This window comes from Desulforamulus aeronauticus DSM 10349 (genome assembly GCF_900142375.1).
Lineage (GTDB): Bacteria > Bacillota > Desulfotomaculia > Desulfotomaculales > Desulfotomaculaceae > Desulfotomaculum > Desulfotomaculum aeronauticum.
This window is the reverse complement of the sequence record NZ_FRAR01000007.1, coordinates 40,144-64,172: the sequence shown is the minus strand read 5'-3', so window position 1 is coordinate 64,172 and position 24,029 is coordinate 40,144. Positions and strand designations below refer to the sequence as shown.

21 protein-coding genes and 1 riboswitch are annotated in these 24,029 nt (G+C 42.6%); of the genes, 19 read left to right on the top strand and 2 right to left on the bottom strand.

The window, feature by feature from the left end:
• Positions 1–30: 30 nt before the first annotated feature.
• From BUA78_RS03765 to BUA78_RS03725, 10 genes are all read left to right on the top strand, one after another.
• On the top strand, positions 31–1,608 hold the full coding sequence (locus tag BUA78_RS03765; RefSeq protein ID WP_238456705.1) for an ASKHA domain-containing protein: 1,578 nt from the start codon (positions 31–33) through the stop codon (positions 1,606–1,608).
• 79 nt (positions 1,609–1,687) lie between these two features.
• Positions 1,688–1,825, top strand: a complete 138-nt coding sequence (locus tag BUA78_RS20105; RefSeq protein ID WP_175548963.1) for a hypothetical protein — start codon at positions 1,688–1,690, stop codon at positions 1,823–1,825.
• Positions 1,826–2,027: 202 nt separating this feature from the next.
• Positions 2,028–2,243: a hypothetical protein gene (locus BUA78_RS03760; protein ID WP_072911098.1), complete on the top strand. Its 216-nt coding sequence runs from the start codon at positions 2,028–2,030 to the stop codon at positions 2,241–2,243.
• A gap of 157 nt (positions 2,244–2,400) precedes the next feature.
• Positions 2,401–2,589: a ferredoxin gene (locus tag BUA78_RS03755; RefSeq protein WP_072911097.1), complete on the top strand. Its 189-nt coding sequence runs from the start codon at positions 2,401–2,403 to the stop codon at positions 2,587–2,589.
• Positions 2,590–2,757: 168 nt separating this feature from the next.
• On the top strand, positions 2,758–3,951 hold the full coding sequence (locus BUA78_RS03750; protein WP_072911095.1) for a glycosyltransferase family 4 protein: 1,194 nt from the start codon (positions 2,758–2,760) through the stop codon (positions 3,949–3,951).
• 2 nt (positions 3,952–3,953) lie between these two features.
• Positions 3,954–6,191, top strand: a complete 2,238-nt coding sequence (locus BUA78_RS03745; protein ID WP_072911093.1) for a hypothetical protein — start codon at positions 3,954–3,956, stop codon at positions 6,189–6,191.
• Between the two features lie 250 nt (positions 6,192–6,441).
• On the top strand, positions 6,442–6,825 hold the full coding sequence (gene speD, locus BUA78_RS03740; RefSeq protein WP_072911092.1) for an adenosylmethionine decarboxylase: 384 nt from the start codon (positions 6,442–6,444) through the stop codon (positions 6,823–6,825).
• 173 nt (positions 6,826–6,998) lie between these two features.
• Positions 6,999–7,766, top strand: coding sequence for a polyprenyl synthetase family protein (locus BUA78_RS03735; RefSeq protein ID WP_072911090.1), 768 nt, complete (start codon positions 6,999–7,001; stop codon positions 7,764–7,766).
• A gap of 34 nt (positions 7,767–7,800) precedes the next feature.
• Positions 7,801–8,517, top strand: coding sequence for a demethylmenaquinone methyltransferase (locus BUA78_RS03730; protein WP_072911088.1), 717 nt, complete (start codon positions 7,801–7,803; stop codon positions 8,515–8,517).
• A 51-nt stretch (positions 8,518–8,568) separates the two neighbouring features.
• The gene (locus BUA78_RS03725) at positions 8,569–9,417 is read left to right on the top strand and encodes a menaquinone biosynthetic enzyme MqnA/MqnD family protein (RefSeq protein WP_072911086.1); all 849 of its coding nucleotides are present in this window, start codon (positions 8,569–8,571) and stop codon (positions 9,415–9,417) included.
• 82 nt (positions 9,418–9,499) lie between these two features.
• Here BUA78_RS03725 and BUA78_RS03720 read toward each other — a convergent pair whose 3' ends face one another.
• The gene (locus BUA78_RS03720; RefSeq protein ID WP_072911085.1) at positions 9,500–9,961 is read right to left on the bottom strand and encodes a copper amine oxidase N-terminal domain-containing protein; all 462 of its coding nucleotides are present in this window, start codon (positions 9,959–9,961) and stop codon (positions 9,500–9,502) included.
• 155 nt (positions 9,962–10,116) lie between these two features.
• Here BUA78_RS03720 and BUA78_RS03715 point away from each other — a divergent pair, with 155 nt between their 5' ends.
• Positions 10,117–11,088 carry a carbohydrate kinase family protein gene (locus tag BUA78_RS03715; RefSeq protein WP_072911083.1) on the top strand — a complete coding sequence of 324 codons (972 nt, stop codon included), beginning with the start codon at positions 10,117–10,119 and terminating at the stop codon, positions 11,086–11,088.
• Between the two features lie 140 nt (positions 11,089–11,228).
• On the opposite strand, the gene BUA78_RS03710 is transcribed toward BUA78_RS03715, so the two are convergent.
• Positions 11,229–11,720 carry a rubrerythrin family protein gene (locus BUA78_RS03710; protein WP_072911082.1) on the bottom strand — a complete coding sequence of 164 codons (492 nt, stop codon included), beginning with the start codon at positions 11,718–11,720 and terminating at the stop codon, positions 11,229–11,231.
• A 258-nt stretch (positions 11,721–11,978) separates the two neighbouring features.
• On the opposite strand from BUA78_RS03710, the gene metF reads away from it, so the two are divergent.
• The 8 genes from metF (at position 11,979) to selB (ending at position 24,008) form a co-directional block, all read left to right on the top strand.
• The gene (gene metF, locus BUA78_RS03705) at positions 11,979–12,845 is read left to right on the top strand and encodes a methylenetetrahydrofolate reductase [NAD(P)H] (RefSeq protein ID WP_072911080.1); all 867 of its coding nucleotides are present in this window, start codon (positions 11,979–11,981) and stop codon (positions 12,843–12,845) included.
• A gap of 21 nt (positions 12,846–12,866) precedes the next feature.
• Positions 12,867–13,724 carry a nitrilase-related carbon-nitrogen hydrolase gene (locus BUA78_RS03700; RefSeq protein ID WP_072911079.1) on the top strand — a complete coding sequence of 286 codons (858 nt, stop codon included), beginning with the start codon at positions 12,867–12,869 and terminating at the stop codon, positions 13,722–13,724.
• A gap of 254 nt (positions 13,725–13,978) precedes the next feature.
• Positions 13,979–14,066: riboswitch (cyclic di-GMP riboswitch) on the top strand.
• A 269-nt stretch (positions 14,067–14,335) separates the two neighbouring features.
• A complete protein-coding gene (locus BUA78_RS03695; RefSeq protein ID WP_072911077.1) occupies positions 14,336–16,225 on the top strand; it encodes a methyl-accepting chemotaxis protein in 1,890 nt (629 codons plus the stop codon).
• Between the two features lie 733 nt (positions 16,226–16,958).
• Positions 16,959–18,758, top strand: a complete 1,800-nt coding sequence (locus BUA78_RS03690; protein ID WP_072911076.1) for an L-lactate permease — start codon at positions 16,959–16,961, stop codon at positions 18,756–18,758.
• Between the two features lie 132 nt (positions 18,759–18,890).
• Positions 18,891–19,610 carry a FadR/GntR family transcriptional regulator gene (locus tag BUA78_RS03685; protein WP_072911074.1) on the top strand — a complete coding sequence of 240 codons (720 nt, stop codon included), beginning with the start codon at positions 18,891–18,893 and terminating at the stop codon, positions 19,608–19,610.
• Positions 19,611–19,865: 255 nt separating this feature from the next.
• Positions 19,866–20,579 (top strand): FadR/GntR family transcriptional regulator, encoded by a 714-nt coding sequence (locus tag BUA78_RS03680; protein WP_072911072.1) that lies wholly within the window; start codon positions 19,866–19,868, stop codon positions 20,577–20,579.
• A gap of 94 nt (positions 20,580–20,673) precedes the next feature.
• Complete coding sequence (selA, locus tag BUA78_RS03675; RefSeq protein ID WP_072911071.1) at positions 20,674–22,104, top strand: L-seryl-tRNA(Sec) selenium transferase; 1,431 nt, start codon at positions 20,674–20,676, stop codon at positions 22,102–22,104.
• Entirely contained in the window at positions 22,101–24,008 is a 1,908-nt protein-coding gene (gene selB / locus BUA78_RS03670; RefSeq protein WP_072911069.1) for a selenocysteine-specific translation elongation factor, read from the top strand. Before selA ends, selB begins: the two co-directional genes overlap by 4 nt.
• Positions 24,009–24,029: the final 21 nt, after the last annotated feature.

Sequence of the window (24,029 nt, the reverse complement as noted above, 5' to 3'; positions counted from 1 at the left end):
GTGAAAATCTCCTTTCACCCAGGAGGGCCAGTGATTGAGGTTGCGGTTGGTACCACCATCCTGGAAGCAGCCAGACTGGCGGGTGTAAACCTGGCCGCTCCCTGTGGAGGAACGGGTCGTTGCGGCAAGTGTTTGGTCAAAATCGTTTCTCAACAAGGGGAAGGTTGGCTGTTAGCCTGCAAAACAGTGGTTACAGATGACCTTAGCGTGGAGCTAGCAACCCAGCCACCGGTTATTTTGGAAGCGGCTGAGACAACAGCTATCCCACTGGACCCGGCCGTACAACGGGATGACCAGGGTGAACTTTATCATCAGCAGGGCTTTCCTCTGTTGCCATCGGCCAACCAAAGGGAGGAAGTCCTAGGACTGGCCGTAGATGTAGGAACCACTACGTTAGTGGCGTATCTGTATAACTTACTGGATGGCAGTTTGTTGGCGGTTAACTCGGTAGTCAACGGCCAACGAATTTTTGGTGCGGATGTTATCTCTCGCTTGGGTTATGCCTTGCAAGGACAGGAAAACTATCAGAAGTTGCGTCAGAGGCTTTTAGACAGCCTCAACGACTTAATTGAGCGCTGTTGTCAGTCTGTAGGGACAACTACTGACCTGGTTAGGGAACTGGTGGTAGTTGGCAATACACCCATCATGCATTTCTTTTTAAACCTACCGATCCAGGGGTTGGCGGTTGCTCCTTTCAAACCCTATCAAAAGGGTCCCTTTTATCGCAAGGCTGCTGAGCTTGAAGTAACTACAGTCCCTCAAGCAATTTGCTATGTTCCTCCCTTTATCGGAGGTTTTGTGGGGTCCGATGCCTTGGCAGCGGCGGTAGTCCAAAACTTTGGCAGTGCAGGCACTGAGAAAATGCTGGTGGATATCGGCACCAACGGTGAAATCCTGTTGCAAGTTGGCGAACAGCTGCTGGCAGCTTCGGTGCCAGCAGGCCCTGCCCTAGAAGGTGCCGGCATTGAGTGTGGTATGGTGGCATCAGCAGGAGCGATTAGCAGGGTTACTCTGGATTACGATGTTCGGCTGGAAGTTATTGGCGGCGGACGGGCAACAGGAATTTGCGGCTCAGGCTTGGTAGACGCCCTCGCTGAGATGCTTCGCTTAGGTTTAATTGACAGCAGTGGTAAGCTGCTCCCAGCCTCTCAGGTGCCTCCGATCGTCAGTTTTAAAATTAAACAACGGCTTAAACAAGTTGGAGAAAACCTGAGATTTGTCTTAGCCGAGCAGGTCTATCTTAGCCAAAAAGATATCCGGGCAGTACAACTGGCCAAAGCGGCGGTGGCTGGCGGTATCCAGTTAGTAACCACTGAGGCTCAGGTAAGCCACAAGCCTCTTTTAGTACTATTAGCCGGTGGTTTTGGTAGTTATCTTAACCCAAGCAATGCTTTAAGAATTGGTTTACTGGGAGAGCAACGTAATATGAATCCTCAACAAGTAGGGAATGCAGCCGGGGCCGGAGCAGTGCTGCTGTTGCTCTCCTATCAATCCAGGCAAAGGGCTGAGCAACTTAGCCAACGGTTTATTCATAGAGAATTGGCCGCTGAGGCTAATTTTCAAGCCGTTTTTTTGGAGCAAATGGCTTTTCCCACCAGGGAATGGTAATAAAAATTTAAAAAAAGAAAATAAAGGAAAGTGTTTTTTTGCTGTTTTGGGGCAATATAGTACGGGAGGTGTTACAAAAATGGCTAAAGAGAAACGTACCACTAAGGTTCAAGAAGAAACGGAACAGATTAGTTCCAGTTGTTCCAGTGAGTGCCCTAACAGTTGCAGCTCATCTTCCGACGGTTGTGGAACTCTTTCCTCCGATTGCCACGAGTAACACTTTTGAAAGGGCGGGTTAACCGCCCTTTCTTTTTTTTTATTTGCAGGAGTGTAAGACCTACATGCCAACTAGATTCGGCTCCATCAGAAAATGATAATAGTAAGAACCAAGGCTTTCCCTGCTTCTAAAGACTTAGTGGCAGCTACGTTTCTCTAATGCTATAATCTATCTAATAGTTACCGAAAATGGAGGAGCTACCATGAGTGTTAAATTATTTATCAAGACTAAGACCACCCAGGGCTTAGATAAAGATATTGTTAAAGTAACTTGGGGTGCAGTAAACAATGCCGGGCGGGTCTTTTATTCGAATACTGAAGTTATGAGCGTGGAGGATTTTGTAAGATTTCAAGAGTTATTTGCCACGGTTGGTTTAGATGATGAAAAAAGAGTTGATACTGGAAGGAATCACTATTAGACTACGCTAGGGCACTTACCATACGTAAGAAAGAAAATATTTAGATTTGCAAGTTGGTGTTGACTGCTCTAAGGCGTGGATAAAATTACCTAAAAACGGGCATAATTCCCGATATTGGCAGCCAACTAGGGCTGCTAAACGAAATGGAGGTGTTACCATGAAAGCAGTGGTAGACCAGGACCTTTGCATTAGCTGCGGTGCCTGTATTGATGTTTGTCCGGAAGTTTTTGAATGGAATGACGAGGAAAAGGCCCATGCTATTGTAGAAGAGGTACCCGATGGGCAGGAAGAGCAAGCTAAAGAAGCAGCTGATGGCTGTCCCACCGAAGCTATTAAAGTAAGTTAATGAGGAAGGCCGCCCTATCTGGCGGCCATTTTTCGTTTCTAGAGCTCTCTTTCCAAATGGTTTTTTCTGGACTGGGGCAGGTGAAACCCTTTAAAGTGGCGAATACTGGTGGGATGCATACAATTGGGGCCCTTTGGAAAAGATATACAGTTGCAGGGGTGAAAACCATTGTCCAAAATAAAAATATTGCACGTGGTCAGACCCGCCGCGGGAGGTTTAAAAAACCACCTGATCAACCTAGTGCGGTATACTGATAAAAACAAGTTTGAGGTTACGGTGGCTTGTCCCCCAAATAGTCCTTTATTTGAAGAACTAGCCAACCAGGGAATAAAAACCTTGCCTATTTCCTTGAGCGGAGAACTTTCACCAACCAGAGATTATGCAGCAATCCATACTTTGGTTAAATATCTTCACCAATCCGGCACGACCATACTTCATGCCCATAGTTCCAAGGGTGCACTGGTGGGACGCATAGCCGCCATGATTGCCAGAACGCCGGTGGTTATTTTTACGGCTCACAATAGCATCTTTTATGAGGAATGGCCCGAGTGGAAGAAGAAGTTGTTTGCTTCTGTGGAACGTTTTCTGGCACGCTTCACCGATCGAATTATTACTGTTTCAGATGCCTTGAAACAAGAATTGATGGAAAAAGAGGGCATCCCCGCCCCACAGATATCTATAATTTATAATGGCATAGAAGTGGAGAACTTTGCTGCCCAGGTGGACGCCGTAGCCACCAGAAGAGGCCTTGCCATTCCCGAACTGGGACCGGTTATTGGTACAATTGCCCGGTTAGCCCCTCAGAAGGGGGTCAGCTATTTTTTAAAGGCTGCTTCTCTTCTTAAAGAATATCAGGTTAATTTCCTGGTGGTGGGGGATGGTCCCCTAAAAGAAGCTTTAGAACAGGAAGTTGCAGAGCTAAGCTTACAAAAAAGGGTGATCTTTGCTGGGAAGCGAGAGAATATAGCGGAAATTTTATCTATTATGGATATCTTTGTTTTACCCTCTGTTACTGAGGGCCTGCCTTTAAGCATCCTAGAAGCCATGGCAGCAGGCAAACCTGTGGTAGCTACCAGGGTTGGGGGTGTGCCGGAAGCCATTTTGGAAGGTAAAACAGGTTTAGTGGTGGCACCCAAGGACCCGGAAGCGTTAGCAGTAGCTTTAGCCGGTATGTTGTCCGAGAGAGATAAATTGAATCGAATGGGTGCCAACGGTCAAAAGCATGTTGCCGAGAAATTTACCATTAAGCACATGGCAGATAAAACGATGGAGTTGTATGCGCACTTGCTGGCAGAAAAGAATTTAGACACCAATGGTCCGCCTGACCAGCCCAAAGACATACCTGGAGGCATGGAGGGATAAGCTTGAAAGATTCTTTCTGGCAGAAATTATTTGCCAGTTTACTAGTACTATTTGTGGTTACGTTGTCCTTTGGCAAGGTTTCCTTTGCGGTAGAGCAAAGCCAGAAGGCTAGTAGAGTGATTATGGTTATTGTGGATAAGATAACTATTGATGACTACGAGGATAATACCTTAGAACATATAAAGTCGTTAACTCAAAAGGGAAGTGTAGGCCTGCTTAATAACAACACGGGAGCGGGTATATATTCCGAACACACTTACCCCAGCATTGGGGGCGGAGCACATCTCGTTGGCACCGATGAAGGAAACTATGCCTTTGCAGAGCGGGAAAAGATAGTAGATGCCTTTGGCTCTGAAGAATATCAAAGCCGGACAGGGTGGCAGGCGCCTGCTGGTTCAGCAGTTCAACTGGGACTCGGCAAACTTGCGCGTCTAAATAATGAGCTACGATACCCGGCTATTCCGGGTGCATTGGGGCAAGCTATTAGAGATGCCGGGTATCAAACAGCGGTGATCGGTAATGCCGACACCAGGGAAAAACATAGAAGATTAGCAACCACCATCACCATGGACCAAAAGGGCATTACAGATTTTAGCGCCATCGACCGGGCTATTTTAACCGAAAAGAAAACCCGGTTAGGTTCCTTTCGTACAGATTTTACGAAGGTATTGCAGAGGATGGAAGAATATAGAAAAGCCGGAGCATCTTTGATTGTTATAGAGACAGGGGATATGACGAGAATCTTTGAGTCTCGGGGAGTTGCTTTGGATAAGGCTTACAACCAACAAAGGAGAACTGCTTTAGTAGAGATTGACCGTTTTGTGGACAGTTTAACTAAGCAGATGGACTTTGATCAAGAAATATTACTGGTGGTCACTCCTACCCCAACCAGTGAAGCACTGAAAGAAAGTAAAAATTTAACACCAATCTTCGCAGTGGGACCTGGCTTTGAACCGGGTACATTACTCACCTCTGGAACGACTAAGCGAGATGGTATCATCATGAACACAGATATTGCTCCAACTATTTTAAAGAGCTTCGGGTTACAGCCAGTGGCTGAAATGTCCGGGCGTCCCTTTGTTTCATCCGCCGTTTTGCCCCAGGGTGACAGCATTGACTACTTAAAAAATGTCAATGATCGTTTGATAACAACGTATCAAGGTAGAGCACCACTGCAATCTGCCTATGTTTTAGTACAAATAATTGTACTTTTCATGGGTCTTTTTGGTATATTTTTTAAACGTCATATGGCAGAACATATTAAACCCTTTCTATTAGTTATCATGGCTGTACCGCTAGCAGAGCTCTTAATGCCGTTGTTGCCAGTACAATCTGTGGCTCTTTTGGCGATACAACTGATTATTACTACCCTGTTAATAGCCGGGATCGCTATCTTGATGCAGAGGAAGTTTAATTTAGACCCCTTTATTTTTATTTGTATCGCTACAGCAGGGACTATTTTAATTGACGTGGTGAATGCCTCTTATTTACAGAAGCAATCATTATTAGGCTATGATCCTATTGTAGGAGCCAGATTTTATGGTATTGGTAATGAATATATGGGGGTATTGATCGGCTCACTTATTATAGGTACAACAGCTGCTATCCAGTCCTGGTCAAATTGCAGGAAGCCTCTTATTGTCATCACGGGTATAGCATATCTTTTTACAATTTATGCTCTGGCGGCTCCCTTTCTGGGAACAAATGTGGGTGGTACCATCGCCGGCACCGCGGCACTTGTGGTAACGTTCCTACTGCTGTATAATGTGCGTTTTGGGCTGCGCACGGTGATCATGGTGGCGGGGATCGTTGCTATGGCAGTATTGGCTTTTATCGCCTTTGATCTTTCGCGCCCCCCGGAATTACGCTCCCATATGGGAACAACGGCTTCTTTAATTCTACATTCAGGCCCGGGTCAGGCGTTAGACATTATGCAAAGAAAATGGGCTATGAATATGAAACTATTACGGTATACTGTTTGGAGCCGGGTATTGCTAGCGAGTTTGGCGGTTTTGGCACTGTTATTTTACCGCCCCCGGGGTGTTATGCAAAATATCAGAATCAAGTATCCCTACCTTTATAAAGGATTTATTGGAGTGGTTGTTGGTGCACTAGTGGCCTTTGCCGTTAATGACTCCGGTGTTGTGGCGGCGGCCACAACCATGATTTTTGGCGCACCACCGTTGGTCTATCTGGTGCTTTCAGAACAAAAATATGGTGACAAACATAAAATAAGCTAGTGCAAAGAGAACTAAGTGTGAGTAAAACCTATAAATAATGGTAGAATAATCAGGTAAATTCATTAAATTCGTGAATAAAGGTGCTAACAAATAAATTCGCCACATAAAGGCAATTTTTGCGTAAAAATTTATTGACAAGAGGCAAGTTTATGCTAAAATTGATTTTGGTTGGAATTAGCCAGCCCGTAATTTGGTAACTGGGCTTGTTAGTTCCAACATTTTATTAAAGAAATGGAGGAGGATAACTAGAATGAAACCTTTGGGCCGCCATGTCTTGGCTGAAATCTATGGCTGTGATTTTGAAATCCTCAACGATGTGAAAAGGGTTGAGGAAATTATGGTGAACGCAGCACTGGAATCGGGGGCTGAGGTCCGCGAATATGTTTTCCATAAGTTTAGTCCTCAGGGCGTTAGTGGTGTTGTTGTAATTAGTGAAAGCCACCTTGCCATTCATACCTGGCCTGAATTAGGCTATGCAGCGGTTGATGTCTTTACCTGTGGTGATACAGTAAACCCATGGGATGCATGCAACTTCTTAACCAGAGAATTTGGTGCAAAAGATATGGCTGCTCAAGAGACTAAGAGAGGAATCCTGCCTGGTATGGCGCCGCCTTTGGTGGCCGTAAATTCATAGGAGGGATTTTTATTAGTACCCACAGTAGTAGCGGCTGACGAGCCTAGCACATCTTAAGATGGAGCGAGGCTCGTCAGTTTTTTTGTGGCTATTTTCCAGATCATTATGGAAGGAGATTTGTTATAATTAACGAAATAATATAAAGTTACCGCCAATTAAGGGGGGGCTTATGGATGCCGGGCGATGTTTTTGCAGAAATTAGAGCAGAGCTAAATACTATTTATCATACCATTAACAGCAATTTATCTATTAAAGCCGGACAGATAGGTGATTATGCCCATTTAGAACTATCCCCCATGGACCAAAATTTACGTCCTGCGGTAGCTCTAATGGTGGCTAGATTATACAACTGCAGGTCCTCCAAGATCCTTTCTTTGGGTACCATTGTGCAGTTTATTTTTATGGCTTCTCGCATTCACCAACGCATTCCAGATACAACGCAAAGACAGGCAACAGATCCACGGGATGGTACGCAATTTCCGGTTTTAGTAGGGGATTACCTTTATGGAAAATTTTTTACTGCTCTCTGTAATGCGGATATACTACATCTCTTACGACCTTTAGCAGAAATTATTGGGCGTATTCACGAGGGCGGTATATTGGATCGGACAAGCCGCTATAGACAAGAGGATAATAACCAACTAATGGCTGAAATAACAAAACTAGAAACGGCTGAGCTTTTTGCTGGAACAGCACGTTTAGCGGGAGAGCTTGCCGGGGCACCAGAGGAAGATTTGCAGTATTTATACGAGTTTGGGCTTAATTTAGGCATGGGCTACGGTCTTAGAAAGAAGGGTATGGTAGCAGGTTATTGTTCGAATTATTTTGAGCAAGCTTTGACATTTTTGTCAAAACTCCCTAATCACTCAGATCAAGTGATGCTGGAAAATTTAGTAAAGGCGTTACAATTAACCGAAGGGGATATTCGTAAGGTTGTCTAACCTTGGAAGAATCTTCTGAGAGGGGAGTATTACTTTGCAGCAATACGAAGGTAAAAATAAAGAGCAATTTGTTCATGGGGTGTTTTCCACCATAGCACATCGTTATGACCTAATGAATACCATCTTAAGTTTTAACCGGGATAAGCACTGGCGCCGCTTTACGGTGAAGAAAACCGGTCTTACCCCTGGTGGTACTGCGTTAGATGTGGCCTGTGGTACAGGCATGTTGTCCATTGAATTGGCCAGAGCCATAGGGAATAGTGGCCGGGTAGTGGGCTTGGATTTTTGTGAAAATATGTTGGAAATTGCCAAGGGCAATATTGAAAAAACTCCTTATCAAAAAACGATTGAGTTGGTACAGGGAAATGCCTTGGCTTTACCCTTTCCGGATAATACCTTTGATTGTGCTACCATTGGCCTTGCCTTACGGAATGTTCCAGACGTAGAAAAGTGTATTTCTGAAATGAGGCGGGTGGTGAAGCCCGGAGGACGAGTGGTTTCCCTGGAATTAGCAAAACCCAGTGCTCCAGTATTTAAACAACTTTATTATCTATATTTTGAACAATTAGTGCCCCTGTTGGGGAAAATGGGCGTGGGTAAGGATGGTCCTTACCAGTGGCTGCCCAATTCCCTGAAAGTATTTCCTCACCAGTCTGTAATTAGAGATATTTTTACCAAGGTTGGCTTGCAAGGAGCCGTGTATTATGAACTTACCGGTGGTATTGTAGCGGTTCATGTGGGAACGAAGTGAGGTCGATGTGGGAATGTGATACCCTGTACAATGTTGTGGGGAGGGTTTTAAGTGGCCGGAATTAGGTTTGGCCAGGTTGATTATCTGAACACGCTACCGGTCTATCATGCCTTTGAGGAAGGTCAGGTGTCCTTCGCGGGGGAGCTTATTAAAAGTCCACCTGTCTTGCAGGACAAAATGTTTTTAGAGGGGCAATTAGAGGTATCATTGATTTCTTCCATTACATACGCCAGAAATACTGACAATTGCCTGATACTTCCTAATGTGTCCGTTAGTGCCGATGGGCCGGTACAAAGTATTCTTTTGTTCAGCCATGTGCCTGTTACCGAACTGGATCGAAAGGTAGTCAATCTTACCGTTTCCTCAGTTACTTCCAGAGCTTTATTGAAGGTACTCTTTGATCACTACTATCATGTGGAAGCCAAGCTATGTACAATGGCACCGAATTTAGAGCAGATGATGACCAAAGGGGACGGGGCGTTGCTAGTTGGTAACGACGCCATGCGTGCCCATGTAAAGGTAAAGCGGCAGGGATTACCCTACCATGTAACCGATCTCGGTGAAGTGTGGAAACAGTTTACCGGGGAAAGAATGGTTTATGCCCTCTGGATCGTGCGCAAAGACTTTGCCAAAGAGCATCCAGATGAAGTGAATGCTCTTTGCAGTGCGTTACTGGAAGCGAAAAAATATTCTGCCGTTAATCTACCCGCTTTATTGGAAAAAGGCAGGCACCGTACCGGGTTGCCGCTGGAGGTAGTAGAAGAATATTATAGGATCATTAATAATGAATTCACAGCAGATCATCGCCGGGCGTTATTAACTTACTACGATTATTGTTACAAGAGTGGTCTTATTGAAGAACGAGTCCGTTTATCAGTTTGGGGCGAAACAGATATCTAGCATAAAGGATCGGGAACTCCTAACCATTCATACAAAAACGGGCTTGTGGCAGCCCGTTTTTGTATGAATGGTTATTGGCTTATTACTTGGGTGGTGTAATCGATACAGTTCTGTTATGTTCATCCCAGGCTACCTTGTAATCGAAGGCTTCGGCAATGAACCGAGCGGGCAAATAAGTACGACCGTGCCGAATAACCGGTGCCACGTCAAGATCATAAACGAAGTCATTGATAATGGCCTGGTCAATACTCACTTGCAGTTGCAAAATTTTATCCCCCTGTGATAACTTTACCGTTTGGAAGACTTCATCCCATTGTACATCTTGATCAGTCAATCCACAGGCATAGGAAAGATAGCGGATGGGTACGTAAGTACGATTGTTCTGGATAAAGGGAGCCGCATCCATGGACTGCTGGCTATTGTTTACCAGGTAGTAACTCTGGTTTAAATAAAATGTGGCCTGATTAATAGGCGCGGCAAGGGTGCTGACAGCTAGGCCGAACACAAGTAAACCGGTCAGAAACAAAGATAGTATTTTTTTCATTGTAAACTCCTTTATATCAGAAAATGTTGTGCAGCCTCCAATCAATAGACGTATGTTGAGAATTTAGAGTTCTATGTTAAATATTGAGAGTAATATTTGTATTTTCAGCTAGCTAGCTAATTTGATTTTAGAAAATTTCTATGAGTGAGGGAATTATGAAACCTAAAATAGCTGTTATTGGGACCACTTTTATGGATTGCAAAGGATTTTCCAAACATCAATACGACCCCTATGGTCGAAATCTCGGTGATATTCGTTTTTTTCATGGTGGAGTGGGACGAAATGTAGCAGAAAATCTGGCGTATTTAGGGCTATCAACCTTTTTTGTGTCAACAGTAGATAACTCTGCCTTAGGAAAAGAAGTTATCAGTAGACTACAAAGAACGAAGGTAAATACGGAATATTTAACCTTCGTGGATGAAAAGGGAATGGGTATGTGGCTGGCCATTTTAGACCAGAAGGGTGATTTAGCTGGTTCCATATCACAAATGCCTGACTTAAAGCTTTTGGAGAAACATATTGTGGAAAAGGGGTCCCGGATAATGGAGACCTGCAGCCACGTTGTGTTGGAATTAGATCTTAACAGAAATATTTCTTATCAAGTGGTTGAGATTGCCCAATCCCAAGGAAAGCCAGTATATGGCATACCGGGTAATTTGGAAGTGATATTAGGTAATCCTGAATTGTTACTTTTTACGGATTGTTTTATCTGTAACGAGATTGAGGCTGCCAAGCTGATTGGCAAAGAAATCTCTGGACAAGACATGACTGTCATTCAGGAAGAGTTAAAGTCATTTGTAGGCAAGGCCAAACTGAGAGCAATGGTGGTTACCCTGGGTGATAGAGGGGCGGTTTACTATGATAGTAAAACCGGGGAGATAGGATATCAACCGGCACTGCCAACCCGTGTGGTTGACACCAGTGGCGCGGGGGATGCATTTTTTTCGGGCACAGTTATGGGGTTAACTTGCAATCGCCCCCTTAGTGAGGCAGTGACCTATGGTACAAAGGTAGCTTCTTGGACTATTCAGATGGCTGAAAATACATGCTCTGCTATTCCGGAGATGATGCGGAAGGACGAACACTTTAAAGCATTGGCCAAAATTTTAGATAAAGCCGTAATTTAAAATATGCCAAGGTAACCAGGCAGGGCACAGGGCAAGGACTGTTGCATATGCCCCCGATGTTATGAATTGGCCGATGACTGGCAGCCAAAAAAGGAATGTCGCAAAAAGTAGTTTTGCGACATTCCTTTTACTTAGGGCTGTTACCCTAGGTTTTTAAAAGCACTGCCGTTGGCACCGCAAATGGGGCATTTATCTGGATTGGTACGTTCATGAATATAGCCACACACGGGACAGAGATAGTAATCGATATTATCTTTATTTTCCAATGCTTCTAGGGCTTTTTTATAGAGTTCGGCATGGACTTGTTCCGCTTCGTTGGCAAAGTGGAAGGCACGTTTAGCCAGATTATTGCCTTCAGTCTCTGCACTTTGAATAAAGCCGGGGTACATTTCTGTAAATTCATAGGTTTCCCCTTCAATGGCAGCCTGCAGGTTTTCGGCGGTGGATTTAATCCCTCCCAGAGCCTTTAATTCACTTAAGGCATGGATGGCTTCCGCTTCTGCGGCAGCTCTAAATAACTTAGCTACTGCAGGATAACCTTCTTGATCAGCTTTAGCAGCAAAGGCTAAGTATTTACGATTTGCTTGGGATTCTCCAGCGAAGGCTGCTTTTAAATTATTTTCAGTAGACATGATTGACCTCCTTTTATAAGTAAGAATCTATTCTATTCTTGCCAGTTATTAGTATAATATTACCCAAATGAATAAACAAGACCATCAAGCAAGAGTTAAGAATGTTGTAAGAAAAGTGAAATATATCGTAATTACAATTAAAATACAATATACAATATGAGGCAGGGTAGATTTGATGTTTCATAACATTGATTACCAAGCTATAATAAAATAGATATAGTTCAATTTACGAAATGAAAAAGATAAGGTGATGAAACAGTGAAGATAGCCAATTTATTTCAAGAAAAAAAGCCAGTTATATCCTTTGAAATATTTCCGCCTAAAAATACTACCCCTATCGAAAGCATTTTTAACACTTTGGAAGAAATGATTAAATTGAATCCAGACTACATTAGTGTTACTTATGGTGCAGGGGGGAGCAGCAGGGATAGAACGAGAGAGATCGCTTCTCGCATTAAAAACCAATACAACGTGGAGGCTCTGGCTCATTTAACCTGCGTAGGTCACACCACTGTGGAAATTAATCAGATTCTAAAAGATCTCGAGGCAGAGAATATTGAAAATGTCTTAGCTCTCAGGGGTGACCCGCCGGCAGATCAACCCAATTACGATTTCTCTACTTGCGACTTTAAATACGCTTCTAATCTAGTAAAGCATATTAAGAACAGCAGTGCTATGTCTGTGGGGGCTGCCGCTTACCCGGAGGGACATATCCATTGTCTTCGTCTTAGTGAAGATTTAACATGGTTAAAACACAAAGTAGACCAAGGTGTAGATTTTCTGGTTACTCAAATATATTTTGACAATCGCATTTTCTATAACTTTATCGAAAATGCGCGTAGAATTGGCATTACGTGTCCTGTATCCCCAGGCATTATGCCTGTGCTTAATAGTAAACAAATTAAAAGAATGATCACCCTGTGTGGTGCTTCTATGCCTGCTAAGTTACTGATTATGGTAGACAAGTATGGTGACAACCCAGAGGATATGGAAAAGGCAGGTATAGAATATGCAAGCCGGCAGGTGGAGGATCTACTAAATAACGGAGTAGATGGCATTCACCTGTATACCATGAATAAACACCAACAAATTACTGAAATACTAAAAAATGTGGGCAAAGCATAAAGCTACGGAGGTAACCTTGTTTTGCAAGATACCACTATTGCCCTTGTGCAAATGCAGTCTAGACTGGGACAAATCCAGGAAAATTTAAATAAGATTGAGCATTATGTACAAGCGGCATCATCTAAAAATGCAGATATCATATGTTTTCCTGAAATGTGTCTACAGGGATATAGTAGGCAGCCCCTGACAAACCTTGCTATTGATCTGGAGAAGAGTGCTTTCATTCATAAGGTAAAGCAAATGGCTAAAGAGAAAAAAATCACAATAATTTTAGGCATGGCTGAAAAAAACGATAGTGATAAACCCTTTATCACTCAATTGGTAGCCAATACAGATGGGAGTATCCTCAAATATCGTAAAACTCATTTAGGGAGAAGTGAACAACCCCATTATTCTATGGGGAATGAAATTAGTATTTTTAACACCCCTAAGGCTAGCTTAGGTATTCAGATTTGCTTTGATATGCATTTTCCTGAAATGACCACTATTTTGTCTTTACGGGGAGCAGAAATCATTTTCACACCCCATGCATCTCCGACCATGGTGGGTGATCGCAAAGATATTTGGTTGAAATATCTGGTTGCCAGAGCCTATGATAATTGTGTCTTTGTAGCTGCATGTAATTTGGTGGGTGATGATGGAACAGGGCATAGTTACTGCGGTGGGGCCATGGTGATTGATCCCAAAGGAAAAGTGATAGCCGAAGATTTTAACGGGGCAGAATCTATGCTTATAGCAAAATTAGATTCTACTAAAATTAATCTTATTAGGAATCAAGACAGTATGTCTATGGCAAATAGCTTTTATTTAAATGGGAGAAGACCGGAGTTATATGGTGAGCTAGTAAAGACAAATGTAACCAACCTATTCCTTGAATAGGCTAAAAGTATAGAGATTTTATGAAACTGGAGCTGTCACGTTTGGCTGTGCTATGAATGATAGATTGATATTTCTTGCTAATTGAAACCCTTGAAATGACTTCAAGGGTTTCATCATGTTTATAGATACATTTACTTTAAACTATTAGTCTGCTGAGTGGAAATAGCTTCTGTTATTTACTAATACAAAATTAATCTATAGGTAAGATGTTAAAAACTATTTATTTTTTAGTTATTTTATAATAGAATATGGTAAAATAATCCGGGCAAACTTAAGCGAAAGCTAAGGACGCAAAACCATGGGTCTAAGGTCACTAATGACGATGATTGCCAGGTTTCTTAAATACACCAGAGCTATTTGGTGTATTTTGTTTTTTAGGGGGGCTAAGATAGAAAAATTGACTATCGGTAATCGTAAAAGTAACACTTTACTAAATTTTATTTAATAGCAAGTCTCCGGAATTTTACACTCTGGCTACTAGGGAGGCAACTAGCCAGATAGTTAAGGTGTTATTCGTGAATGTTGGGGAAAGATAGCATTAGTTACATAGGGACAATATTTTACAGTACTTCTAGATTTTGCTTTAGTGTATCGATTGGGGGAGTATAAGAATGAGGCAGAGTTCATCTCTTAAGTCAAAAATGCTAAAACCCATTATTGCGGTGATAGCAGGTGTTTTTGTTATAGCAATGGTCTGCATGTACACTATTAATAACGCACAAGTTAATAATTTAATCCACGATCAAGAAAAAAACAAATACGATATGATTAGTAAAAGAATTCTAGGTGACATTGACGGTATTTCAAATAAAGCAAAGATGGCTTTAATGCCTATTGTAAACAACCCGGAAATTCAGAAAGCTTTTGCTGAACGGGATAGGGAAAGACTTACCGCACTTACCATTGGCACATGGGAACAAGTGAAAGGTGAAGGCGTTGAGCAGTTTCAATTTCACGACGCTCCAGCCATTGCCTTTTTAAGGTTACATTCTTTGGAAAAATACGGTGATGATCTGTCATCGTTTAGAGCAACAGTTGTTGAGGCCAATAAGAGTAAAGCCCTTATGGTCGGTTTGGAAGAAGGCAAAGGAGGCATTGGCTTCAGAGTAGTAGCCCCCATGTTTATGGATGGAAAATACCTGAATGGCTCAGTAGAATATGGTATGTCTTTAACGAAAGATTTACTGAATAAGTGGAAAGAAGCATCGGGTGGAGAGGTGTTTTTTTACTTAAATATTAAGGATTCTGTAGCCTGGGATGATAAAAGTAAACAAGGTTTTCTGATAGGTACCGCTGAGAAGGATTCCTTTAATACAAAAAGTGAAAAAGTACAAGAGATCATGGCTGGTGGAAAATGGGATGTCATCAGTGAGGGGGCTAACACAGCTATAATCATCCCAGTGAAAGACTTTCAGGGTAAGGCTATTGCTTATGTAAAGTGTAATTTTGACCGCACTGAGGTAATTAAACAGCATAGCAAAATCATAAATATGCTGATAATTGTCTTCTTAATTACCTTTGTACTCATAATAATAGCCACATATGCAATTCTCTCTAGGATCTTGAGTCCAATGACGGCGCTGGAGAAAAACCTACAGGTGGTTGCAAATGGTGACCTAACAATGGATTTCACAGAGACAAGCGCAGAATTAGGAGCACTTGCCGGGCCCATCAGCGGGATGGTTAATAATCTAAAAGAGATTGTCACGGATATTCGGGATAACGCAACCAATTTAGCAGCCTATTCTGAAGAATTAAGTGCTAATGCAGAAGAAACATCTGCTATAGCTACCGAAACCAGTGCAACCACTGCTAATATAACTTTGACAGTGGAGAAAACAGTTCAAAGTACACAGACTATGAAAGAGGCCATTATTGATGCATCTAGGGAAGCGGAAAGAGGACAAAACAACATTATCAGTGTAACGAATCAGATGGATGACATTAGTACTGCCACTAACAATATTGCGGAAGTAGTCAAACAACTTAATACTACTGCTGGAAAGATTGGTCAAATAATTGAAACAATCACATCAATTGCAGAACAAACAAATTTACTTGCTTTAAATGCTGCTATTGAGGCAGCCAGGGCAGGTGACCAGGGACGTGGTTTTGCCGTAGTTGCTGAGGAAGTGCGGAAGTTAGCAGAAGGATCAGCTGAGGCAGCTAGGGAAATTACAGCATTAGTTACAGAAATACAGAATGAATCCGAAAGATCTGTTAAGGTTATGTTTGAGAGTGTCGACAAAGTAGAGCAAGGTGTGAATGTGGTTAATGAAACTGGCAAATCCTTTTACAATATTATCGACAAGGTACAAGACTTGACTAGCAAGATTGAGGAAATAACAGAGAGTGCCCAAGAAACATGTAACTCAATTTCTGAGGTAGCAAAGTCTGCAGAAGAGTCTACAGCAGCAATGCAAGAGGTAGCTTCCTCTGTGCAGTTGTTTTCCCAGTTGGCGGAAAGATTAACTCAGATTACTAGTAAATTTAGAGTGTAGCTAACATCGATATATAAAGCGAAGATGATTAAAGGTAAGCTGGGAGTGTCGCAAAACGCTTTTTTGTGACACTCCCACTCTTTTTTGACCTCGACTTTTGGTTTTACCTTTAGCAATCGGTTGTTATTTCATTGTGCAACAGACTTTTTATACATTTTGAAAATTGTCTACTAAATAAAATCAATAATGTACGGTAAATGGTCATAAAAGTAAAAATTTTTTAAAAATATGTTTGATTTAGCAGGGGTTTTATAAAAATTTGTCGAAATGTCGTTATTATTACAAGTGGTCAGACCATCTTAATGGTTGACTAGCAAACCAATAGTTACTATAATATGAATTACGGAAATTGAAACACAATTAAGAATATTAATGGAGTAAGGTAGAAGAACCAATTATGCCAGCAGTGTTCACACAACGGCATAAGTTTTACCCTTGGTGCCCATAAGTGTTAAGAATTTATATAATCTTCTGTCATGGGCAAAGGATCCTGGGGTTGTAAAAATGGCTAAATAAGTGTGTTTTGGCGGTCATACCATTTAGCCAATAGGCTAACAGGTCTAAAGCCATAAAAAATATGTATGGAGGTGGTAGGGGAAAAAAGAGCATCGTTAAGCGTTTTATGTTATCGCAATTTTTCTAATTTTATGCTAATTGTATTTTGTTATTATTTGCTTGCTAAAACGAAAAACTTGCAGTCTATCACACAACATAGTAAAGGAGACAAGATCATATGCCATGGACTCAAGTAATTAATCCCTTAGATAATTTATTCCTTTCTGCCCTTGTGGCTGCTATTCCTATCCTATTTATGTTCTATGCTCTGGCCATTGCTAGAATGAAAGGCCATATTGCAGGAGGTATTACTTTACTTCTAGCCATTATTATTGCTGTATTTGTCCATGATATGCCTGCTGGACTGGCTATCTGGTCCTCAATCTACGGTGCATTATACGGCTTGTTCCCCATTGGCTGGATTGTATTAACTGCCGTATTCTTATATCAGTTAACTGTTAAAAGTGGGCAGTTTGAAATTATTAAAGATTCTATTGCGGCCATCACCGATGACCGACGTTTACAAGCATTGCTAATTGCCTTTTGCTTCGGTGCCTTCCTGGAAGGTGCTGCGGGCTTTGGTACCCCGGTAGCCATTACCGCCGGTATGCTGGTGGGCTTAGGCTTTAACCCCTTGTATGCTGCTGGTCTGTGCTTAATTGCTAACACCGCTCCTGTTGCCTTCGGTGGCATTGGTATTCCCATTATTACTGCTGGTGCTGTTTCTGGTATTGATGCCATGGCCATTTCTCAGATGGTTGGTCGTCAGTTGCCTTTCTTGTCCGTACTTGTTCCTTTCTGGCTGGTATTTATAATGGCTGGTTGGAAAGGTGCCAAAGAAGTTATGCCTGCGATCCTGGTTTGTGGTATTTCCTTCGCAGTTGCCCAGTGGTTTTCTGCCAACTACTTGAGCCCTATGCTTCCCGATATTATTTCTTCTCTAGTTTCCATCGTAGCCATGGTTTTCTTCCTGAGAAGTTGGAAACCCAAGAATATCTGGCGCTTTAAAGATGAACCCGCTGCCACTTTGGAAATAAGAAACCATTCCTTTGGTGCCATTGCTAAGGCCTGGTCCCCCTTTATCATCCTGACGATTCTCATTGGTGACTGGGGTCTTAATTCCGTAAAAAGTTTGTTGGATACAGTTACTGTCAAAATCCCCTTTGATGCTATTAACAACGTAATTTTATCTGGTGGCAAGCCAATTGAAGTAATTTACAAATTTAACTATCTGTCTGCTGCTGGCACTGCCATCTTACTTTCCGCCATTATTACAGCCGTTATTCTCAAAATTAGCGTTAGTGATTTTGTGAAGACCTTTACTGAAACCGTGAAAAGCTTGGCTTTCCCGTTAACTACCATTGCTTGTGTATTAGGTTTCTCTTATGTTGCTAACTGGTCCGGTATGACTCCTACCCTGGGTAAAGCTTTCACCGTAACCGGTGCGTTGTTCCCGCTAGTTTCTCCCATTTTGGGTTGGATAGGTGTGTTTGTAACCGGTTCTGATACCTCTGCTAACGCATTGTTTGGTAAAATGCAGGCGGTTACTGCCACTGAGATCGGTGTAGATCCTGTTCTGACCGTTGCTGCTAACAGCTCCGGTGGTGTTGCCGCTAAGATGATTTCTCCTCAGTCTATCGCTGTGGCCACTGCTGCTTGTAACTTGGTAGGTAAAGAAGGCAATCTGTTCCGCTTCACCGTACTGCACAGTTTGTTCTTTACCGCGTTTATTTGTGTAATAACTTATCTGCAAGCCTATGTGCTCACTTGGATGATTCCTGTTTACGAAACCGCTAAACAAGCAGCGGCTAGTATCTCTCCAGAAGCTGCCAAGGCTGCAGCCGCCGCTTTACACAGCCAGGGTACTATGATTCTGTTAGGCACTGCTGTTGTAGTAGTAGTGATTTCCGTCTACGCTTACAAGCAAAAGGGTAACGGTAATTTTGCTAAGGACAGTGCTAAAATTAGCGTTCACTAAAAGGTCTAAGAAAGTTATGGAATCCTAGGATTCCATAACTTTCTCTTACACAAGGGATTCGTAAATGATATGATAACCTATGTTATATCGAAAGATAGTAGAGCTGTTGAAAAATAACCTGGAGTGCTGCTTGTGGAATTCAAACCAATCAAAGCAAAAAAAGTCTATGAAGAGATTGTAGAACAGATCAAAGGAATGATCACTCGAGGCGAGCTACATCCAGATGATAAACTCCTTCCCGAAAGGGAGTTGGCGGAGCGACTTCAAGTAGGTCGCTCCGCTGTACGTGAGGCCTATCGTGCTTTAGAGGCATTAGGAGTTATAGAAATTAGGCCCGGTGAGGGAACCTTTGTTTGTGAAATTGGCAATAAACCGATGGCTGATATTATGACTTGGGCAGTAGTAACCGGTAAGAATACTTTATTTGAACTGCTGGAATTAAGAAAAATTATAGAAACAGAAGTTGCTGCTTTAGCAGCCATACGTAGGACGGAAGAAGATTTAATAATTATTAGAACCTGGCTTGATTGTATGAAGGCTGATATTGAGAAGGGTAATCTAGGCGATGTTTCTGACATGAAATTTCATTATGCCATCACAAATGCAGCTCATAACTCACTTTTATCTCGTTTAATGGACTCTATCTCAGAAACTATGCAGACAGAGATGAAAGTAGTAAGAGAGAATCTGTATCAAACCGCTGCTACTCCAGAAATACTTTATGGTCAGCACGCGACAATCTATGAAGCCATTGCTAAGGGAAATGAGCAAACTGCACGTTCAGCTATGTTACATCATTTATCCCAAGCAGAAAAGGAGTTGGCAGAAAGAATATTACTTTCTAAACAATGAGCACGAGATACGATAACCCGGCTAAAGCTGGGTTATTCTAAACACTTAAACTGTATAAAAATTCTGTGAATGTGAATTTGAGAAAACTAAAATTTTGCCTATTTTCTTAGGTTATGACATTAGGATAAAGGCCACAGACATGCCAGTCGGCTTTTTCTATTTAGAAAGTAAAATATGCCTTTGCACTTGTTACTTGGCTGTATTATTATTAATAGTAAACATTCAAATACGGTGTAATTTGTCAGGGGTGATGACTTGGAATTTAAACCTATAAGACCTAAAAAGATATACGAAGAAATTGTTAGTCAAATCAAAGCTATGATTGCGCATGGTGAACTTACTCCTGGTAGCAAGCTTATGCCGGAAAGAGAATTAGCCGAACGTTTGCAAGTTGGTAGGTCGGCGGTGCGAGAAGCCTATCGAGCGTTGGAAGCCATCGGCATTATAGAGATTAGGCCGGGTGAAGGAACCTTTGTCAGGGAAATAGGTACCAAATCCATGACGGATATCATGTCTCTGGCTGTGGTAACCGGCAAAGACACTCTTTTTGAGTTGCTGGAATTAAGAAAGATCGTCGAGACTGAGGCTGCCGCACTAGCTGCCTTACGCCGAACCGAAGAGGATATTCAAAAAATAAAATATTGGCTGGACAAAATGCATCAAGATATTGTCAAAGGAGTCTCAGGAGAGGTAAATGACTTAAAACTTCACTATGCAGTTACCGATGCTGCCCATAATTCCTTGCTGATAAGAATAATGAATTCTGTCTCTGAGACCATGGAGAATGTCATGAAAGCTGTTAGAGAAAGACTTTATCAGAGTCAAGAAACTTCGGAGATCCTATACCAACATCATGAACAAATCTATCAGGCGATAAAAAAAGGTGATCAAACAGAAGCGCGCCATGTTATGATGAACCACTTAGTTAGCACGGAAAAAGTACTTATGCAAATTATGAAAAATCAGTAGTCAGTCGCCATCAACCCAGCTTAGGCTGGGTTTCTTGCATTTTAGCCATATTTTACCCTATAATGGAAAAAGCATGTAGGTATGGAGGAATAGCATGGAACTGCCGATTGACAAATCATTGTTGAGATCATTGCCGAAGGTTGATGATCTGATGAAAAACTCAATAATCCTCAATTTACTGCAAACACGACCCCGGACAGTAGTGGTTGATGCAGTTCGGAAGACCATCGAAGGCTTAAGGCAGGAGATTTTATCCGGCAGTTATACCGGTTCTCCTGAAGATATTTATCAACTGGTAGTTAAAAAAACTTCGGATCTGATTGCTGCGGAAACAAAACCTAATTTACGGCGTGTTATTAATGCCACAGGAGTGGTACTGCATACTAACCTGGGACGAGCCCTAATGTCTTATGCTGCTAGGGATGCGGTAGATGCAGTCGCATCCTCCTTTTGTAATTTAGAAATCAACCTTAACACAGGCAGGCGAGGTTCTCGGTACGAACCTGTGGAAGAAATTATTACTCGCCTTACGGGTGCTGAAGCTGCTTTGGTGGTTAATAACAATGCTGCCGCGGTATTATTAGCTTTAGGTACCATGGCTAAGGGAAAAGAGGTTATTGTATCCCGTGGGCAACTAGTGGAGATTGGTGGTTCTTTTAGAATTCCAGAGGTGATGGAACAGAGTGGTGCCATGCTAGTGGAAGTGGGAGCCACCAATAAGACCCATCCCCATGATTATCAAAAGGCGATCTCGGAAGATACAGCACTCTTGCTGCATGTTCATACCAGCAACTACCGAATTGTCGGTTTTACCCGGGAAACAACGGTGAATGAATTAGTACAAATTGGACAATCACATCAAATACCGGTGATGTCAGACCTAGGTAGCGGTTTTTTAGTGGATTTGGCTCCTTATGGGTTACCCCAGGAACCTAGTGTTCAAGAAGTTGTAGCTGCCGGTGCTGATGTGGTTACCTTTTCCGGGGATAAGCTTTTAGGTGGGCCCCAGGCTGGCATTATTGTTGGTAAACGATATTGGATAGAAAAAATGAAGAAGAACCCGCTAACCAGAGCTGTCCGTATTAATAAGTTTACGGTGGCCGCTCTGGAAGCCACCTTGAGAGAATATCTAGATAAGGATAATGTATTAGAAAATATTCCTACATTAAGAATGTTGACTGAGGCTCCCGGTGCTTTGTTGAAAAGGGCAGAGGAGCTGGCTGCTCAATTGAAAGCCAAAGTAGCTTACCCCGCCGAAGTACAGGTAATCAGCGGCACATCTCAAGTGGGTGGGGGCTCTATGCCTACAGCTGAATTACCGACCTATTTAGTTACCTGTATGGTGCAGCATCTATCGGTAGAGGAAATGTCGGCTCAATTACGATTAGCAGAACCGGCAGTGGTGGGTAGGGTGCAAGACAATAAATATCAAGTGGATTTACGTACAGTCCAACCAGAAGAAGTTGAACTACTGGCAGAAGTGATAGCCAGGGTAATTAATTCCGGGGAGGTGTCCGGTAGATGAAACATATTGTTATTGGCACTGCTGGTCACGTTGACCATGGAAAAACCTTGCTGATTAAGACTTTAACCGGTATGGATACCGATCGGTTAAAGGAAGAAAAGGAAAGAGGTATATCCATCGAATTGGGTTTTGCGGAGTTAAAGCTGCCCAGTGGCAAGCAAGCTGGTATTGTGGATGTCCCCGGACACGAAAGGTTTATTAAGAATATGCTGGCAGGTGTTGGCGGTATTGATTTAGTTATGCTCGTCATTGCCGCCGATGAAGGGGTTATGCCCCAAACTAGAGAGCATGTGGATATCATCCAATTGCTGCAGGTTAAAAAAGGGATTGTTGTGTTAACCAAGGTGGATCTAGTGGATGAAGACTGGTTGGAGTTGGTAACCGAGGAAGTCAGAGAGTATCTTCAGGGTACTTCTCTTAGAGGAGCACCCATTATCCCTGTTTCTTCCACTACAAAACAGGGTATTCCAGAATTATTAAAGACCATTGATCAGTTTGTTGAAGATACTGAGGAACGGGTCAGTATTGGTAAACTGCGATTACCTGTAGACAGAGTGTTCTCGGTAACAGGTTTTGGTACAGTGGTAACCGGTACTTTACTTTCTGGCCGTATTTCTCTAGGAGATACCGTGGAGATTACGCCCCAGGGTTTGACATCCAGAATCCGTTCTTTGCAAGTGCACGGTAAAAAGGTGGAGCAGGCCAGAGCTGGGCAGCGAACGGCAGTGAACCTGACGGGAGTTGAGGTGGAAGAGGTACATCGGGGGAATGTATTGGTTACCCCCGGCAGTGTAGACCCGTCCCACCGTATGGATGTCCGGTTGTTGTTGCTGGAAAGTGCAGCCAAACCCTTAAAAAATCGAGCCCGGGTGAGACTCTATCTGGGGACTGATGAGATTTTAGGACGTGTTCGGTTGCTGGACCGGGAGGAATTGGGGCCTGGTGAAGAAATTTATGCTCAGTTGGAATTAGAAGAACAAGCTGTGGCTGGTAAAGGGGATCGCTTTGTTATTCGTTCTTACTCTCCGATGCGTACCATTGGCGGAGGAACCGTTATTGATGCCAATGCAGCCAAACATAAGCGTTACCGACCAGAGGTGTTGGAAGCTCTGGCTACGAAAGAAATGGGATCTCCAGAGGAATTAATTGCCCAGTTTCTGGCTGGTAAACAGGGACTATTCAGCGATGAAGATATTGCGACAGGCATCGGTTTAGCTCTGGGAGAAGTGAACGTAAGTGTGCAAAAACTAGTAGAAGATCAACAGATCAAAAGAATTGTCTCTGAAAAGAAGGATCTTTTTGCTTCCTGGCAGGTTTACGAAGATTGGGGTAAAAATATTCAACAATTGGCAAAACAATATCACTTGGAGTATCCTCTCAGGGAAGGTTTCCCTAAGGAAGAAATGCGTTCCAGAAAGTTTTCTTTTATCAATAGTAAAAGCTTTCAATATTTGCTTCAGTCCTTAGCAGCGGAGGGCTATATAAAACTATCGGATAAAACGTTAGCCCATCCTTCTGTTAATGAGGAATTGCCGGAAGTCTACCAGAAAACAGTGAATTCCTTGCTAGCCATTGTTCAACAGGGTGGATTTCAGCCCCCTTCTTGGCAGGAAATTATAAAATCAAATAAAATCAAGGTAACGGAAGCACAAGAGTATTTACAGTACCTGTTACGGACAGAAAAACTGGTAAAATTGGCGGACGAAGAGTTGTTCTTTGCTGCAGAGCATTACCGGGAAGCTAAGCAGATGATTATTGGTTATCTTAGTCAAAATAGGGAGCTATCAGTAGCGCAAACCAGGGATTTACTAAATACCTCTCGCAAGTACATTTTACCCTTATTGGAAACCCTTGATCGTGAGAGGGTGACCCGCCGGGTAGGTGACAACCGGGTCCTTGTATAATTAATGATGGGTTAATATAGC